Origin of the sequence: Jonquetella sp. BV3C21 (assembly GCF_000468895.1) — a bacterium.
In the GTDB taxonomy this organism is placed as follows: domain Bacteria; phylum Synergistota; class Synergistia; order Synergistales; family Dethiosulfovibrionaceae; genus Jonquetella; species Jonquetella anthropi.
Map to the genome: position 1 here is coordinate 22,355 of NZ_AWWC01000024.1, position 16,218 is coordinate 38,572.

Below are 16,218 nucleotides of genomic sequence, written 5' to 3' on the forward strand. Positions count from 1 at the left end.
CCGTCCGCAGGGTTCAGCGAGGCTGGAACTGGACGTGGGAAAAGCGAAAGGATACGGGATGTTTTCACCAGTCAAGCAAATTGTGCTTCTTCGGCACGGGGTGACAGACTGGAACTGTCAGTCCCGGTATCAGGGGCGCAGTGACGTGTCGCTGAACGAAGACGGCAGGCGGCAGGCGGCTGCTTGCCGCGACGTGGTTCAAGGCTGGAATCCCCAGCTGATATTCACGAGTCCGCTCTCCAGAGCGACCGAAACTGCCGTCTTGGCTTCCGGCAGGTCCGTGGGCGATATGACCGTCTGCCCGGAGCTCTGTGAAATATCGTTCGGCAAGTGGGAGACCTGCACGAGAGATGAAATCGCGTCGTCTTGGGCGGATGCCTACGCGAGCTGGGGAGAAGATCCCGATTCAGTCACTCCCCCGGACGGCGAGTCGTTCCTGTCGGTTCGGGAGCGTGCGGCGGGCGTTCTGCGGCGCGCCGCCCAGTCGGAGGAGGCTCGGATATTGATCGTGAGCCACGGCGGGACGCTTCGGGCTTTGCTTGCTGAGGCGCTTGGGGCGCCGAGCCGCGCCACTTGGAGGTTCTGCCTGAATAACTGCAGCCTGACCGGGCTCGAATATTGGAACGGCCAGTTTTGGCTCAGCTTTTCCAACGACTGCCGGCACCTCAGTTCCTGCTCGCGGCCGACCGCTATGGACGCTGAGGGCGGGCTTGACTCGGAAAATGAAAGATTTGACCTGTTTTCTCGATCGTAAGTGAGACTCTCTGTTACAATAATTTGTTGGACAGTTCTCAAAACTCTTGTTTGGAGATCGCAAACGGAAGGGGAATTTTTTAATGTTGATTAAACTGAAAATTTGCCTGTTGGGTTTGCTGCTGACAGCTGCCATGGTCTCGAGCTGTTTTGCGGCTACGGTGGATCACATCAAGGTAGTTGGCAACACTACCGTGTCCAGTGACTACGTGCTTTCGATCGTGAAGACAAAACCCGGTGAAGAGGCGAATCAGCAAGTCGTTTCAGACGATATTAAAGCCATCTTCAACTTGGGGTATTTCTCGAACGTCGACGCGCACTTTGTAACCGGCGACGACGGCCTGACGCTGGAGTTTCAAGTGACTGAAAATCCTGTGGTTAAGGATATTCAGTTTGAAGGCAATACGCTGTACAAAGAAAAGACGTTGAAAAGCCTTCTGTTTACGAAGCCGGGTATGACGTTCAACTCAGCGTTCTTCCGCAACGACCTTCAGCGGCTGCGGGATCGTTTCCAGAAGGACGGATACTCGATGACCCGGATCAAAAATGTTGAAATGCACGATGGCGTCGTCGTCGTACAGCTGGGGGAAGCCCGGGTCGGCGAGGTCGTCATTCAGGGCAACAAGCGGACCAAGTCGGCGGTTATTCGCCGCTATTTCCCGATGAAAACAGGCGACATGCTCAACGCGACCACGCTGCGCCGGTCGGTTGGCAAGCTTCGCTCCCTTGGCTATTTGAGCGACGTTTCAGTCGGTTTTGAACCGACTGACGATCCGAATGTTGTCGATCTGATCCTGACCGTAACGGAGAAAAAGAGCGCCGCGCTGACCCTTTCGATTGGTTACGGTTCGAGCAGCGGTCTGAGCGGCGGAGCCAGCTTCAGAGAGTCCAACTTCGGCGGCTGGGGCCGCGTCCTTGACGTGGGATTTGACAAGGGCGACTACAGCAATTACTGGATCAACTTCTCCGATCCGTACATGGACAAGAAGAACTTTTCTTGGAAGGTCAGCGGGTACTACTCGGAGGACGACGAGCTGACCTACCGGGACGAGCAGTTGGATATGTTCAAGTTCGATGAAAAGCGGTACGGAGCGTCGGTCGGTATTGGCAGAAAGTTCGGCCGAAAAGGTGAACTTAGCTGGTTCTTCACCGCGGACTGGCATAAAAACGAAGTGACGACCGGCCCGTATGCGGCTGACAACAGAGCCCTTGCGGCTAAATATGGCGTCTCCGCCGCCGAGATTGAGAAGTTCTACACCGACAACGACTCGTTGAACACGAAGATTTTTTCGACCACTCTTGAGCTGACTCGGGACAACACGGACCCGTATCTGCCCTACGCGAAGGGCGACCGCGAGACTATCGGCGTTCAGCAGGCGTGGGATGTCCTTGGCGGCGACAAGTCCTACACGAAGTATTGGGCCGAAGCTTGTTTCTACTATCCAATGCCTTGGCTTCAGGACTTCGTCAAGTTGGGGATGACGGAAGACCGTCCGGCGGTGTTGGCGCTCCGAATCAGAGGTGCTGACTCGAGCAGCGACAGCCTGCCGTTCTCTGAGCGGTATTCTATCGGCGGCGCGCGGACTGTCCGCGGCTACGAGTCGTCGTACATGCGCGATGTGCGCATGGCTCTGGCCAACGTGGAGTTCCGAGTTCCTATTGACGAGAACTTTTCGATTGTTGGGTTCTATGACATCGGTCGGGTCTGGCGCGGCGGCACGAGGGCGCCCTTCCTTCCTTCGACGGTTGATTCTGACGAGTGGCTGAAATCGCCGGGTGTCGGGATTCGCTTTAAGTCGCCCTTTGGCCTGATTCGCGTCGACGTGGCTCGGGGCGATCGGCCCAACGGCAAGAAAGAGACCGAGTACCACTTCGGTTTCGGCGAGATGTTCTAATCGGACCTTTTCTGAAATTGGAGGGGACGGGATGGGAAAACAGACCCTGAGTCTGGCAGAACTTGCTGAGGCTGTAGGCGGAAAGGTTTCTGGAAACGGCCGGCGGAGTGTCTCCGGCGTTTCTCCGGCAGGAGTCTTTGACGCCGACCGGCTGAGCTTCGTGGACTCGCCAGAATTGGCCAAGTCTGTCCCCTCAGAAGTCCCTGTCTTAGCTGAGGAAGGTAAGTTCCCTGCCGGCTATGACGGCGTTATCGTTAAGTCGTTTCGCCAGTCGATGGCCCGAGTCCTAGCCCTTTTCGAGCCCCGCACGCCTGTATGCCCCGGTGTTTCGCCTGCGGCCAGCGTTTCCCCCGGCGCGTTAGTAGACGCTTCTGCGTTCGTCGGCCCGTTCTGCGTCGTCTCCCGGGGAGCAAAAATCGGCCCCAACGTCAGGCTGACGGCTCGGGTCTACGTCGGTGAGGATGTTCAGGTCGGCGAGGGAACAGTCCTTGAACCAGGGGTGACCATTCACCGGAGATGTTCCGTTGGTAGAGACTGTTATGTCGATGCCGGTACTGTGATCGGAAGCGACGGTTTTGGGTTTATTCCCGGCGGGCCGGATTCGAGCCCTGTGAAGATACCTCAAATCGGCGCGGTGAAGGTTGGCGACCGGGTGTCGATTGGCGCCTGCGTGACGATCGATCGGGGCACAATTGGCGACACGACGGTCGGTGACGACACAAAGATCGACAACCAAGTTCAGATCGGCCACAACGCCCAAATCGGCCGCAACTGCATTATCACCAGCCAGTCCGGCCTGTCTGGCAGCGTGGTAATCGAAGACGGCGCGATTCTCGCCGTCAGGAGCGGGATTCAGGACCACCGGCGGGTCGGCCGCGGTGCGGTCGTCGCCGCGCTTTCAGGCGTGACGAAGGACGTCCCGGCTGGCGCCGTTGTGTCCGGTTTTCCCGCCAGAGACCACAGGGAGGACTTCAAGACCCTAGCTCTGATTCGGCGTCTGCCTGAGCTGTTCGACCGGCTGAAGCGGTTAGAGTCCTCGAAGCAGGCCGACTGATGCGGCTGACGCTGAAAAACCCGATTCGTTTCGACGGAGTGGGACTTCACTCGGGTGAGCGCACTTCTGTTCAGCTCCTTCCGGCTCCTTCTGGAACCGGGTATCTGGTCAGGTTTGGCGGTGAGTCGTTCCAAATCTCCCAAGCCCAACGGAGCGGGGACGGCCGCGGGACCGTCCTGTCATTTGGCTCTCACAGGCTGATGACAGTGGAGCACATGTTAGCATCGCTGCGCGGCTTGGGTGTTGACGACGTCATAATCTGCCCCGACGGGATTGAGGCGCCCCTGTTGGACGGCAGCGGACTGGAGTACTGCCAAAGGCTGGCCCAAAACGGCTTTGCTGAGCAGCCGGGCGATCGAGACTTTTTCTGTGTTGCCGCGCCTGTTGCCGTGCAGTCGCCAGACGGTCGAAAGGTTACTGCGGCACTGCCGGACGACGCCTTCCGTATTACTTATACGATTGACTACTCCGGCACTCCGATCGGGACACAGACGGCAACGGTCACCGTTGCCCCGGAGACGTTCATCGGGGAGCTCGCCCAGTGCCGGACGTTCTGCCTTGAGGCGGAAGTTGAGGCAATGCGAGCGGCCGGCCTTGGGCTCGGCGGGACGGTTGACACGGCCTTGGTTGTCGGAAGTGAAGGGCCTCTGGGCGGCAACGAGCTCCGCTGTTCGGATGAGTACGTTCGCCATAAGATGTTCGATTTTGTGGGGGATTTAACGTTAATTGGGCGTCCCTTGAAGGGACACTTTATTGGTATACGGGCCGGACACGCGATGCACCTGAAGCTGGTTGACAGGCTCGGTCGATGCGCTGAAAAATGCTAATGTGCGGTATGAGGAGACGAAGACATGTACGACGCGGAAGATCTGAAAAGCATTTTGCCTCACCGGTACCCGTTCCTTCTAGTCGATCGAGTTTTAGAGCTTGAGCCGGCAAAATCAGCGAAGGCAATCAAAAACGTCACGTTCAACGAGCCGTTTTTTCAAGGGCATTTCCCCCAAAAGTCCGTGATGCCTGGCGTCTTGATTTTGGAGGCTTTGGCTCAGACTGCGGGCGTGATGCTCGCTAAAGGATTCGGTCTCGAAGGGGCGGTTTCCTTTTTGACCGGCGTTGATAAGGCCAAGTTTCGGAAGATGGTCGTTCCGGGCGATCAACTGGTCATGGAGGTTCAGATGATCAGAACGCTCGGCCGAATGGGCAAGGTCAGCGCGACAGCGAAGGTTGACGATCAAATGGTCGCCGAGGCAATCCTCAGTTTCGCTCTTTTACCTAAAAGTTCGGAGGATGACCTCCGGAAGGAGGGAGAAAAATGACAGTTCATATTCACCCGACGGCAATCGTTTCTCCCAACGCGATATTGGGTGAGGGAGTCGAAATTGGTCCTTTCTGCATGATTGGAGATCACGTGACCATCGGCGACGGCACGGTCATCAGGCCGATGGTTCGTCTTTGCCAGTATGTTACTGTTGGGAAAAAATGCGTCATCTATGAAAGCGCGATCATCGGCGCCGAACCGCAGGATATGGGTTTTAAGGGCGAGGAAAGCTACGTCTGCATCGGCGACCGAACGATTATTCGGGAACACGTAACGATTCACCGCGGTACCGGGGCGGGACAGCGGACGACTGTCGGCAGCGACTGTCTGCTGATGGACAGCGTTCACGTAGGACACAACGTTTCCATCGGCAACAACGTGATCATTTCAAGCAAGTCTGGCTTGGCCGGATATGTTGAGGTGGGCGAGCATACGGTCATCGGCGGTTTAGCCGGCTTTCATCAGTTCCTGCGCATCGGCGAATACTGCATGGTCGGCGGTGCGTCGAAAAACGTCCAAGACATCCCTCCCTTTACGCTGGTGGACGGCCACCCGTCCCGGGTCTATGGCCTGAACGTGGTCGGATTAAAGCGCAACGGGTTCTCGCAGGAAAAACGGCTGCTGCTTCGGCACGCATATCAGCGCATTTACCACAGCGGACTTCCGATTCGTCAGGCTGTGGAAGAGCTGGCTAAGAATGCTACTGACAAGGACGTCCTGCGGATCATCGAGTTCTTCCGAAGCTCGAACCGGGGCCGCGGCGTCTGCACTTGGCCAAAAAGCCGCGGTCACGAACAGGATCGGTAGGCTGGTGTTCAGGTTACTGGCGCTTGACGTCGACGGCACTCTGACCGACGGAGGCGTGTTCATCGACGGGGCCGGTCACGAGTTTAAGCGTTTTCACGTTCGCGACGGCTTAGGCATTGCGATGTTTAAAGGAAGCGGCGGCACGGTGGCGCTGATCAGCGCCCGCCAGTCCGACGCTACTTTGGCTCGCGCGAAAGAGCTGGGTATGAAAGTCGTGATGAACGGTAAGGGCGAAAAACTGCCCGCTCTTCAGGAGCTCTGTCGGGAACTTGGAGTTTCTCAGAGCGAGACGGCCTACGTCGGCGACGATCTGAACGACTGTGCCTGCATTCGCTGGGCTGGGTTCGGCGCTGCAGTGGCTGACGCTGTCTCAGCTGCGAAAGAGGCTGCCGACTGGATTACCCAAAGCGGAGGAGGTTTCGGGGCTGTCCGAGAAGTTACGGACGAATTGCTTCGGCGTAATGCCGCGGAGTTGCAGAATGAAATGTTGCCGCACGCTTGACCGATATATTTCAAAAGAACTTGCTGGGCCGTTCCTGTTCGGCGTGATGGCTTTTTCTCTCATCATGGTGGCAGGCGGTCTGTTGTTCAAACTCGCCGACCTGATCATCGAACGAGGAGTTTCTCTCGCCGTGGCAGGTCGGCTCTTTGTGTACGAGCTGCCCGGCGTGGTCGTGCTCACTCTGCCGATGTCGTGCCTGCTGGGGGCCCTTTTGGGCTTCGGCGCGATGTCGACGAACAGCGAAGTCGTCGCTTTGAAGGCGTCAGGGATATCGTTTTGGCGAATGAACTGGCCGGTAATTTTCTGGGCGGTTATCATCTCTATCCTCTCTCTGATACTGAACGAGACCCTTGTGCCTTTAGGTCAGCGGGCAGCTGAAAACGTGATGACCTTTGAGGTGGCCAAGCAGAAGCCTGTTTTAATTAAACAGGAGGTCTTCCTTCAGGCTCCCGGCGGCCGGGTCGTGTATGTGGGCAAGCTGGATCCGTCCAGCGGCAGTATGTCCAACGTCATCGTGCAGGAGCTGGCGAGCGGCAAATTGACCCGAATCACGGTGGCGCCGAACGGTCAGTGGGTGAGCGGAATCTGGTATCTGACTGACGGGGACGTCTACGAGATGAAGGAACCCGACGGCGTCGCACACTTGTTTCACTTTGCCAAGCAGGAGCTGCCGATTTCTTTAACCCCGCGTCAGATTGCTAACACGTCGGTCAAGCCCGACGACCTGAGCGCCTCTGACCTGTATCGGTATATTGCGGCGATGAAAATGCAGGGCAAAGATATTTCCGCCCTGTGGGTCAAGTTCCATTTCAAACTGGCCGTCCCATGGGCGTGTGTCATTCTCTCGCTGATCGGGACGTCGCTCGGCGTCAGCCACCAACGGCACGGCAACCGAAGCGTTGGTTTCGGGCAGAGCATTTTAATCGTGTTTCTGTACTACGTCCTGATGTCGGTCGGAAAATCGCTTGGCCAGACCAACGCTCTCCCTCCGGTGGTCGCCGGTTGGCTGCCGAATATCATTTTCTTAGTCGCTGCCGTCTTTCTGATCCGAAGGGCTGATCGATGAGCGGCAAACTGGCTCTTGTGGCCGGTGAAGGACGGCTGCCTTTGGCAATTCTTCAGGGACTTCGTCGGCGGGGTGAAACTGACCCGGCCGTCTTTTTGCTGTCCGACGATTCCGCTCCTTGGACCGATCTGGGCTGCGCGTTTAAGTCGGTGAAAAATCCGCTGGCCTTTGGGGTGATCCTGACGTCCATGCGTCTTGCCGGCGTTCGGCGGCTGATCCTTGCCGGGCGGGTGCCCAAGAAGCTGATGTACGACCGAAAGAACATGGACGAGACGTCGCGGTCGACGTTGGCAGAAGCGAGCGAAAGAAATGACCACAGCCTGCTTGGGGCTGTGGTCAGAACTATTGAACGGTTTGGAATCCGCGTCGTCCCGTATGAGGACGTCGTGCCGGAAATGGTGGTTTCAGAAGGACAAGTCTCTTCCGGGCGCCCCAGCGAAAACGAGATGGCAGACGCTCAGTACGGCTGGTCCGTCTTGGAGAAGATTTTGCCGCTGTCGTTCGGTCAGTCCCTCGTGGTGGCGGACAAAAGCGTCATCGCCGTTGAAGCGATGGAGGGCACCGACGGCATGATCGAGCGAGCAGGCGCGCTGGCCGGCCGGGGCGTCCTCGTCAAGGGCATGAGAAGAGATCAGGACCGACGGTATGACTTGCCTGTTGTTGGGCTTCGCACGCTGCATAAAATGGCCGACGCCGGGCTGACCGCCCTATTCCTTCAGGCCGGCAGCGTCTTGCTGCTTGACGAGTCGTTTGTCTCTGAAGCTGATAAGCTGGGGATTGCTGTGTGGGGGGTGTCGGCGTGTCAATTTTCGTGAGCACTGGAGAAGTCTCCGGGGACCTGTACGCCGCCGGATTGATTTCTGAGCTGCGCCGCGCCGGGTACGACCAGCCGATCTGGGGAATGGGCGGTTCGTTAGCTGCCGGCCTTGAGCGGTATTGGAGCAACGAGAGCCTGCAGATCATGGGCCTTTCAAGTGTTTTACGCGGGATCCCGCGGATTTTTCGGCTGAGCAGTCAGATTGTCGAACAGGTGATTCGGCGTCGGCCGGACGCTGTCGTGTTGGTGGACAGCCCGGACTTCCACGTTCCGCTTGCTCGCCGCCTCCGCTGCGCCGGCTTTGACGGACCGATCGTCGACCTATGCCCGCCTACAGTGTGGGCCTGGCGCCGGGGCCGAGCAAAAGCGTTGAAGAAGTACTGTACCCTGTGCCTTCCGCTGTTCGACTTTGAAGCTCGGGTGCTGAAAACTCTCGGCGTGCCGGCGGTGTGGGAAGGGTACCCGCTGATTGACGATGTCAGCCGTTGGAACGTCGGAGCGCCGAATGAGGACGAGAAAACCGTCGCCTTAATGCCTGGAAGCCGACTTCGTGAAGTTCGCTCCCTGCTGCCGATTTTGGAACGGGTCGGAATTCGGCTGAGAAAGAGCGGGTTTCGGCCAGTGCTCTCTCTGGCGTCAGGGCTGCGCGCCGAAGGGGCCCAGCTGATTCGGTCCAACAAGGCCGGGCTGCCGGTTTTTGAAGGTCCAGGACGAGAGCTGATGGCCCGGTCTCGGTTTGTCGTCGCGGCCAGTGGAACTGTGGCCGTCGAAGCGATGCTTTTAGACCGGTTCATGGTCGTCCTGTACCGGGGAAGTCTGTTTGAGTGGTCGGTGTTTAACCTGCTTCGGCTCACGCCCTTTGTGTCAGTTCCTAACGTGCTAGCCGGCTGGCAGGTATACCCCGAACTGATCCAAGATAAATGTCGGGAAGATCTGATTTGGAAGGCGATTCGGCGGTACGTTTCCAGTTCTGACTTCCGGTCGAAGGTTCATCGAACCCTCGCGGCCAACCGGCGGAGGATGGGCACCCCAGGAGTCTTCGCCCGGTGGGCCCGCCGCGTTTTGGAACTGATGGAGCATCGGCAGTGAGGCTGGCGATCCTCTCCAACGGGCCCGGCGAGGTGTGGGGGTGGGCGCGGCCTGTTCTCAGTGCCGCGCGGGCTCGGGGGTGGAATGCGTCCATTTTTCTGCTTCCCTGTCCGTTCGCTTCCGGCCGGGAGGAAGCGGCCCTGCAGTCTCTCGGAGTCTCTGTGACCCGCTACGGTTCTGCGCTGCACGCCTGGTTCGCGTTTGGGGAAAACGCCGGTTTTGACGCGGTCCTTCAGCTGGGCGGCGACCTGATGTTCGGCCGTCGGTTGGCCCAGGCCAACCGAGCCGTCTTGGCGTGCTACACCTACGGGATGAAAAAAGGCCTCGGCCATTGCGATTTGGTCTTAGCTCCCCGCGAAGGGCTTTTAAGTGTTTCCTCAGCGCAGATTGTCGGCGACTTGGTGCTGGACAGCCTGAAAGCCGGGGACGGCCTTTGGAAAAGACCGTCGGGAGCTCGGCTGATTCTCGTCCCAGGGAGTCGGCCGTCGATTCGCTCTCAAGCTCTTGGCTTGCTGAAGGAAACCTGCGAAAAGCTTCGTCAGGTCAGGCCGGATCTCGAAGTAAGAACGCCGCTTTCGCCGTTTGCTTCCGATAACGAGTGGGACAATTGGCACCGCGCCGGCTTGTACCCGGTCGAGGGAACGATTGCGTCAGTCGCCGGCGGCGCTGACTTTGCGATCACTCAGCCGGGAACGAATACGCTTGAACTGATGTACCTGAGAGTGCCGTTTTTAACGGTGCTTCCGTTTTCGTTCCTCGCTAAAATTCCAGTAGCGGGGCTGCTGGGTATTTTGGCGCCTCAGTTCCTGCGGTCATTCTACGTTAAGCGCGCGGCCGTGGCTCGGAAGGGAAAAATGGCGTGGCCCAATCGAATGACCGGCCGGGAGATTGTCCCCGAGCTGGTCGGTGACCTTTCATCCGACGATTTGTCTGACGCCTTGTCGTCGCTATTATCTGACCGGGACCGACTGACGTCCCTTCGTCAGAAGCTGGAGGGGCTCGCTCAGGCTGTGAAGCCCGGCGCTCCGGATCGTATCTGTGATTTGCTCGAAGAGAAGGTGACCGCTCGCCATGATCGCTAAAAATTCCACGTCTCGAAGAATGCTTCGTCTCGTCGCACCGTACTGGCGGCGGCTCGCGCTGGCTGTGCTCTGCATGGCTGGCGTCGCGTTCTGCGCGGTCGTTCCGCCTTGGCTGATGAAGAACACGGTCGACGACGTGCTGATCAGCCGTCGGGGAGATCTTCTCAATTACATTGCCGCCGCGATTGTGGCTTTTTTTATTTTAAAAAACATCTGCGCTTACTGGCAGAAGTACCTGATGAACTGGGTGGGCCAGCGGGTCGTTCTCAACCTGCGGCAGGACTCATATGCTCACCTTCAGACGCTCTCATTTCGGTATATCAACGCCCGCAACGTTGGAGAACTCCTCTCGCGAGTCACCAACGACGCCAACGTCCTGCAAACGACCGTCAGCGGCGTGTTGGTCGATTTAGTCGTCCATGGGCTGAGCTGCGTCGGTATGATCGGGTACCTGTTCTACCTGAACTGGCGACTGATGGCCTACACGGTGGTCATTCTGCCTTTTGTCGTGGTTGTGCTCGACAAGACGTCCAAGCGGCTTCGCCGGGTTGGCCGCAAGACCCAAGAGCACGTTGCCGGGCTGACAGCCGTCGCAGAAGAAGTTCTCGGTGCGATTCGCATTGTCCGGGCTTTTGCCACTGAGCCGCAGGAACTCGACAGGTTTGAAGAGGCAAACGAAGAGAACTTCAAAGTCGTCATGAAGGGGGTTCGGCTGAACGCCCTCTTGACTGGCTGCGTTGAGGTTTTCCTTATCTTGGCGCTGTCCGTAATCCTTTGGATCGGCGGGAAAGCGGTCATTGCGGGTCGAATGTCGCCCGGCGAGCTGGTCGCGTTTTTAGGAACTATGGGATTCTTGGCCAGTCCAATTAACGCGTTTACCCGCGCGGTAAGTCAGCTCCAGTTCGGCGTCGCTGCGGCCGAAAGGATTTTCGAGCTTTTGGACAACGACGATCGGATCGTCTCGCCGCCTGACGCTGTGGATCCGGGGCGGGTGACCGGCAAAGTGGACTTTGAAAACGTCTGGTTCTCCTACGTGGAAGAACAGCCTGTTCTCCGCGGGTTGGACCTTCACGTTCGTCCCGGCGAAAAGCTGGCGATTGTCGGCTCTACCGGCGCAGGCAAGTCGACGCTGGTTGACCTTGTCCAACGCTTTTACGATCCCCAGAGCGGCCAGGTGCTGATTGACGGCCGGGACGTGAGGACGCTTAAACTCGACTGCCTGCGCCGTCAGATCGGCGTCGTCCCGCAGGACCCGATTTTGATGAAAGGCACGATCAGAAGCAACATCACCTACGGCTATGATGGAACCGACGAGGAAGTCAAGACGGCGGCCCGCATGGCAGGTATTGACGCGTTCATCGAGTCGCTGCCGGACGGGTATGACTCGCCGGTTGGCCCGCGGGGCGTGACGCTCAGCGGCGGCCAGCGCCAGCGGGTCGCCATCGCTCGGGCGGTCATTCGGGATCCGCGGATTCTTATACTCGACGAAGCCACATCGTCCTTGGACGCAGCGGTGGAGCTTCGCATTCAAGAGGCAATGGAAGCGGCCATGAGAGGGCGTACCAGCTTCATTATCGCCCATCGGCTGTCGACCATTCGTTCGGCCGATCGGATCGTGTTCCTCTCTGATGGGCGCATCATCGAGTCAGGAACCCACGACCAGCTGATCGCCCTGAACGGCGGCTATCAAAAACTTTTCGCGCTCCAGTACGGCCACAACCGATGAGCCGGCTGCTGCAGTCTTACCTTCAGTACGCCCGAGGGGAGGTTCCCGGCTCGGCGTGGGCCCTCCTCCGTCCGCTCAGCTGGCTTACCGGCGAATTGTCATCCGCGCGTGACTGGATGTACCGTCACGGCGTCAAACGGTCCATGGAGGCGCCGCTTCCGGTTATCAGCGTGGGAAACTTGACCACCGGCGGGACGAACAAGACGCCATTCGTTGAGTATCTGGCCAAGCACATGGTCCGTCAGGGGCTCGTCTGCGGTGTGGTAAGCCGCGGTTACGGTGGGGTGAGCAGAACGCCGCTCGTCTTCCGAAACGGAAGGGCAAAACGTTCGGCAGTCGGCGATGAACCGCTGCTGCTCTCCAATAAGCTGAAAGAAGTGGTCGTGGCCGTCTCGCCTGACCGCTTTGTCGGGACAGAATATCTGGCCCGGTGCGGCTGTGACGTTGCCGTCGCCGACGACTGTTTTCAGCACCGTCGGCTCGACCGAGACTGCGACATCGTCCTCGTCGATGCCACCTGTCCGTTTGGCAACGGACAGCTTCTTCCTGGTGGCATTTTGCGGGAAAAGATCTCGGCGATAAGCCGGGCCCATCTGATTGTGCTGTCTAAGGTTGATCAGGTGACGGACGGCCAGCTCATGGAGATAGAGCGAAAGCTCGCCCAATACGTTCCGTTGAGCCGCGTTTTTCGCTCCCGACTTCGCATTGCCCAGTGGGGAAATTTTGAATCGGGCCGTCTCGCGCCAAGCGACTTTTATCCGAAAGACAAGAAGCTGGCAGCTTTTTCTGCGATCGGCAACCCGCACAGCTTTTTGATGACTCTTCAGCAGGCTGGCGTTCGGGTTATTTCGTCCGCTCAGTTTAAGGACCACCACCGCTTTACGCCCAGTGACCTGAACCGGATTGCCGCCAATGCCCTTCGGGCTGGGGCATGCGGTCTGACCTGCACGGAAAAAGACACGTACAACCTTCCATCCGGGTGGAAACCGCCCCTTCCCCTTTGGGTGCCCCAGGTTGAAACAGCCTTGGAAGACGAGGATCGGTTCTGGTCTTACCTGACCGACTGCCTGAAGCCTCAACTTGTCGTGGCCTCAAATGGGCACGGCGAGGACGCCATCGGGGCGGTGGTGGCAAAAAAGCTGAAAGCCCGGCTCCCTGACGCCCAGGTCGTCGCCTTCCCGGTTGTTGGGATGGGCAGTTCGTACCGGGCGGCTGGGATCTCAGTGGTTCCGCCGCCGGCAGTCACCCCGTCAGGCGGCGTGGTGAAGTACCGCTTCCGGGATCTGATCGGGGATATTCGAGCCGGACTTTTCGGGCACATCAGGGCGCAGATATCCTGTTGGCGAAAGCTTCGGTATGCTCTGCGGACGCCTGTCTGCGTCGGCGACTCGTATATGCTGTTGCACGCCCTGTGGGGACAGGGGCGATCGCCCCTGTTCGTCGCGACGGCGAAGACGGTTCACATCAGCGGACATATGAAAATTGAGCGGTGGCTGTACAGGCGGAACACCCGCATGATCTGGACGAGGGACGACGCGACTCGTCAGGAGCTGGCGGAAAACGGCGGCTCCGTGCGGTTTGCCGGAAACCCGATCATGGATTTGGCGGAACAGGTACCAAGCATGCCCAGTTTGTGGGAAAATGGTCGAAGGATTTTGGTGCTTCCAGGCAGTCGGGACAGGGCATACAGGGATCTTCCCTTGCTGCTTGACGCGCTGGAACTCGTAGCGCGGAAGGCCCCCGTGTCAGCTGTGCTCGTGGTCGCCTCGACTATCTCAACCCAACGTCTTGTGCGCGCTGCCTCAGGGTGGCATTTTGACGAAACGGGATCGGTGCCGTCGCTGAGAAAGAACGGCCTGACGGTGAAGGTCTTTTCCGGCGAGGTCTCTCAGGCAGCCCGCGGGGCAGAAGTCCTTTTGGGACTGGCTGGAACGGCCAATCAAATCTGCGCGGGACTCGGCATTCCCGTCGTCTCGGTGGACGAAAAGGGTAAACGAGTTCAGAAAAAACTTCTCGCCGGATCTGAAATCCTTGTCCCTAAAAGCCCGGTCGCTCTGTCAGATGTGGTTCTTGGGCTGTTGGACGACCCGCAGTCTATGGAGAAAATGGCTCAGATCGGACGGAGTCGCCTCGGTTCGTCCGGAATGGCCGATGACCTGGTGAACTGGGCGGCTGAGCACCTAGGCTGGGAGCGCCGGTGCCGGGTCTGGCGGAGCCTGCAAGAGAAACGAGAGGAGACGGCTAAGGATGTCGGTGAAAATCAGTAATTTTTCGATAGGTGACGGTTCTCCGTTGGCGGTTATTGCCGGCCCTTGTGCGCTGGAATCCTTGGAACTGGGGCTACAAGTCGGCGGGGCTCTGAAGGAGATCTGCTCCCGGCTGGGGCTCAACTACATATTCAAGGCGTCGTTCGACAAGGCGAACCGAACTTCTATTCACAGCAAGCGCGGCCCGGGAATTGACCAAGGGCTGGAATGGCTCGGGACCATCAAGGGAGAGTTGGACGTCCCCGTTTTGACCGATATTCACGAGAGCTGGCAGGCAGAGCCTGTGGCTCAGGTGGTCGACGTCCTTCAAATTCCGGCGTTTCTCTGTCGGCAGACCGACCTTTTGGTTGCTGCGGCTAAGACTGGTCGGCCTGTGAACGTGAAGAAAGCCCAGTTTCTCGCGCCAGGCGATATGAAGTCAGTCATTACGAAACTTCACGAAGCCGGGAACGACAACGTGATGGTCTGCGAGCGGGGAACCTCGATGGGGTATCACCAGCTCGTCGTGGACATGCGGTCGCTTCCAATCATGCGCTCGCTTGGCCGTCCAGTAGTTTTCGACGCGACTCACTGCGTCCAGATGCCCAGCGGACAGGGGGACAGTTCGGGCGGCGACCGGCGTTTTACTCTGCCGCTCGCTCGGGCCGCCGTGGCGATCGGAGTCGACGGCCTGTTCATGGAAGTTCACCCGAAGCCGGAAGAGGCGTTCAGCGACGGGCCGAACATGGTCCCACTTTCCATGGCGGAAAGGTTCTTGACTGATATTGCTACAATCGATCGGCTCGTTCGGTCCGACCTTGGGCCGGTGGAGTTGGACTGGTGCCAGAAATGACCCACGTGACCCTGCCGGCGGACAGGACGCCGGTTCAGATTGACGACGCCAAGTTGCTTCAGGTTGGGACGTCGGTCCTGCGCGAAGAGGCCAGCGAATTGATTCGGGCGGCTGACCGAATGGGAGAGTCCTTGTGCAAGGCGGCCCGTCTGGTTGCCGGCTGTCGGGGAAGGCTGGTCGTTTCCGGCATGGGCAAGTCTGGTCACGTCGGGCGCAAGATATCAGCTACTCTGGCGTCGCTTGGCACGCCGTCGTTTTTCGTCCACGCTGCTGAGGCCGCCCACGGCGACTTGGGCATGGTGCGTCAGGAGGACGCGGCCCTGCTCATCAGCCACAGCGGGAAAACTGCTGAGGTCGTCTCGCTGGCGCCGTTTTTCAAGCGCCTTGGCGCACCGGTGATCGCGATCACTGGAGATCTTTCGTCTCCTTTGGCTGCCGCCAGCGATCTTGTTTTAGACGCGTCGGTGCTTCGGGAAGCCGACCCGCTCAACTTGGCCCCCACCAGCAGCACGACGCTTCAGCTGGCGATCGGCGACGCGCTGAGCAGCATGGTCACAGTGCTGAGAGATCTGAAGCGGGAGGACTTCGCTCTCTTTCACCCGGCGGGCAGCCTAGGCAAGCAGCTGCTGCTTCGGGTCTGTGACGTGATGGGAACAGGCGACCGCCTTCCTCTAGTGCGGGCAGAAACTACCGTTCAGTCGTCGATTTTTGAAATGACCAGCAAGGGCTACGGCGCGACGATCGTCGTCGATGACCAAGGCCGCCTGCTTGGAATTTTTACCGACGGCGACCTGCGACGCCTGCTGACAAAGTCAGGCATTGAAGCGCTAAACTTGCCCGTGTCGCAGGTCATGACCCATTCCCCCCTGACGATCAGCGGCGACCAGCTGGCGGTTCAGGCCGTGCGGCTGATGGAGCAGAAGGAAGTTTCTGTGCTCATCGTGACCCGCGGCGAGTTCCCTGTGGGGATCATTCACCTGCACGAACTGCTCCAGAGCGGAGTCGCGTGA

Annotated in this window: 15 protein-coding genes; all 15 read left to right on the plus strand. The window is 58.7% G+C overall.

Translation table 11 applies throughout. The features are described 5' to 3' along the window. Nucleotides 1-58: 58 nt before the first annotated feature. The gene (locus HMPREF1249_RS06200; RefSeq protein ID WP_008521211.1) at nucleotides 59-754 is read left to right on the plus strand and encodes a histidine phosphatase family protein; all 696 of its coding nucleotides are present in this window, start codon (nucleotides 59-61) and stop codon (nucleotides 752-754) included. 82 nt (nucleotides 755-836) lie between these two features. Then, complete coding sequence (locus tag HMPREF1249_RS06205) at nucleotides 837-2,648, plus strand: BamA/OMP85 family outer membrane protein (protein WP_021776008.1); 1,812 nt, start codon at nucleotides 837-839, stop codon at nucleotides 2,646-2,648. Nucleotides 2,649-2,679: 31 nt separating this feature from the next. Then, nucleotides 2,680-3,702 (plus strand): UDP-3-O-(3-hydroxymyristoyl)glucosamine N-acyltransferase, encoded by a 1,023-nt coding sequence (gene lpxD / locus HMPREF1249_RS06210; RefSeq protein WP_008521209.1) that lies wholly within the window; start codon nucleotides 2,680-2,682, stop codon nucleotides 3,700-3,702. Beyond that, nucleotides 3,702-4,529: a UDP-3-O-acyl-N-acetylglucosamine deacetylase gene (lpxC, locus tag HMPREF1249_RS06215; protein WP_021775999.1), complete on the plus strand. Its 828-nt coding sequence runs from the start codon at nucleotides 3,702-3,704 to the stop codon at nucleotides 4,527-4,529. Before lpxD ends, lpxC begins: the two co-directional genes overlap by 1 nt. A 24-nt stretch (nucleotides 4,530-4,553) precedes the next feature. After that, nucleotides 4,554-5,018, plus strand: coding sequence for a 3-hydroxyacyl-ACP dehydratase FabZ (gene fabZ, locus HMPREF1249_RS06220; protein ID WP_008521207.1), 465 nt, complete (start codon nucleotides 4,554-4,556; stop codon nucleotides 5,016-5,018). Beyond that, on the plus strand, nucleotides 5,015-5,827 hold the full coding sequence (gene lpxA, locus HMPREF1249_RS06225; protein ID WP_008521204.1) for an acyl-ACP--UDP-N-acetylglucosamine O-acyltransferase: 813 nt from the start codon (nucleotides 5,015-5,017) through the stop codon (nucleotides 5,825-5,827). The genes fabZ and lpxA overlap by 4 nt, the downstream gene beginning before the upstream one ends. 4 nt (nucleotides 5,828-5,831) lie before the next feature. After that, nucleotides 5,832-6,329: a KdsC family phosphatase gene (locus tag HMPREF1249_RS06230; protein WP_008521202.1), complete on the plus strand. Its 498-nt coding sequence runs from the start codon at nucleotides 5,832-5,834 to the stop codon at nucleotides 6,327-6,329. Further along, nucleotides 6,307-7,395 carry an LPS export ABC transporter permease LptG gene (gene lptG, locus HMPREF1249_RS06235; protein WP_021776013.1) on the plus strand — a complete coding sequence of 363 codons (1,089 nt, stop codon included), beginning with the start codon at nucleotides 6,307-6,309 and terminating at the stop codon, nucleotides 7,393-7,395. Before HMPREF1249_RS06230 ends, lptG begins: the two co-directional genes overlap by 23 nt. After that, complete coding sequence (locus HMPREF1249_RS06240; RefSeq protein WP_008521198.1) at nucleotides 7,392-8,210, plus strand: LpxI family protein; 819 nt, start codon at nucleotides 7,392-7,394, stop codon at nucleotides 8,208-8,210. The genes lptG and HMPREF1249_RS06240 overlap by 4 nt, the downstream gene beginning before the upstream one ends. After that, on the plus strand, nucleotides 8,195-9,301 hold the full coding sequence (locus tag HMPREF1249_RS06245) for a lipid-A-disaccharide synthase (protein ID WP_021776000.1): 1,107 nt from the start codon (nucleotides 8,195-8,197) through the stop codon (nucleotides 9,299-9,301). Before HMPREF1249_RS06240 ends, HMPREF1249_RS06245 begins: the two co-directional genes overlap by 16 nt. Beyond that, nucleotides 9,298-10,383, plus strand: coding sequence for a hypothetical protein (locus tag HMPREF1249_RS06250; RefSeq protein ID WP_039873402.1), 1,086 nt, complete (start codon nucleotides 9,298-9,300; stop codon nucleotides 10,381-10,383). Before HMPREF1249_RS06245 ends, HMPREF1249_RS06250 begins: the two co-directional genes overlap by 4 nt. Then, the gene (locus HMPREF1249_RS06255) at nucleotides 10,373-12,109 is read left to right on the plus strand and encodes an ABC transporter ATP-binding protein (protein WP_021776020.1); all 1,737 of its coding nucleotides are present in this window, start codon (nucleotides 10,373-10,375) and stop codon (nucleotides 12,107-12,109) included. The genes HMPREF1249_RS06250 and HMPREF1249_RS06255 overlap by 11 nt, the downstream gene beginning before the upstream one ends. Next, nucleotides 12,106-14,376 (plus strand): tetraacyldisaccharide 4'-kinase, encoded by a 2,271-nt coding sequence (gene lpxK / locus HMPREF1249_RS06260; RefSeq protein WP_021775991.1) that lies wholly within the window; start codon nucleotides 12,106-12,108, stop codon nucleotides 14,374-14,376. The genes HMPREF1249_RS06255 and lpxK overlap by 4 nt, the downstream gene beginning before the upstream one ends. Beyond that, nucleotides 14,357-15,208, plus strand: coding sequence for a 3-deoxy-8-phosphooctulonate synthase (kdsA, locus tag HMPREF1249_RS06265; RefSeq protein WP_008522890.1), 852 nt, complete (start codon nucleotides 14,357-14,359; stop codon nucleotides 15,206-15,208). The genes lpxK and kdsA overlap by 20 nt, the downstream gene beginning before the upstream one ends. After that, nucleotides 15,205-16,218: a KpsF/GutQ family sugar-phosphate isomerase gene (locus tag HMPREF1249_RS06270; RefSeq protein ID WP_008521190.1), complete on the plus strand. Its 1,014-nt coding sequence runs from the start codon at nucleotides 15,205-15,207 to the stop codon at nucleotides 16,216-16,218. The genes kdsA and HMPREF1249_RS06270 overlap by 4 nt, the downstream gene beginning before the upstream one ends.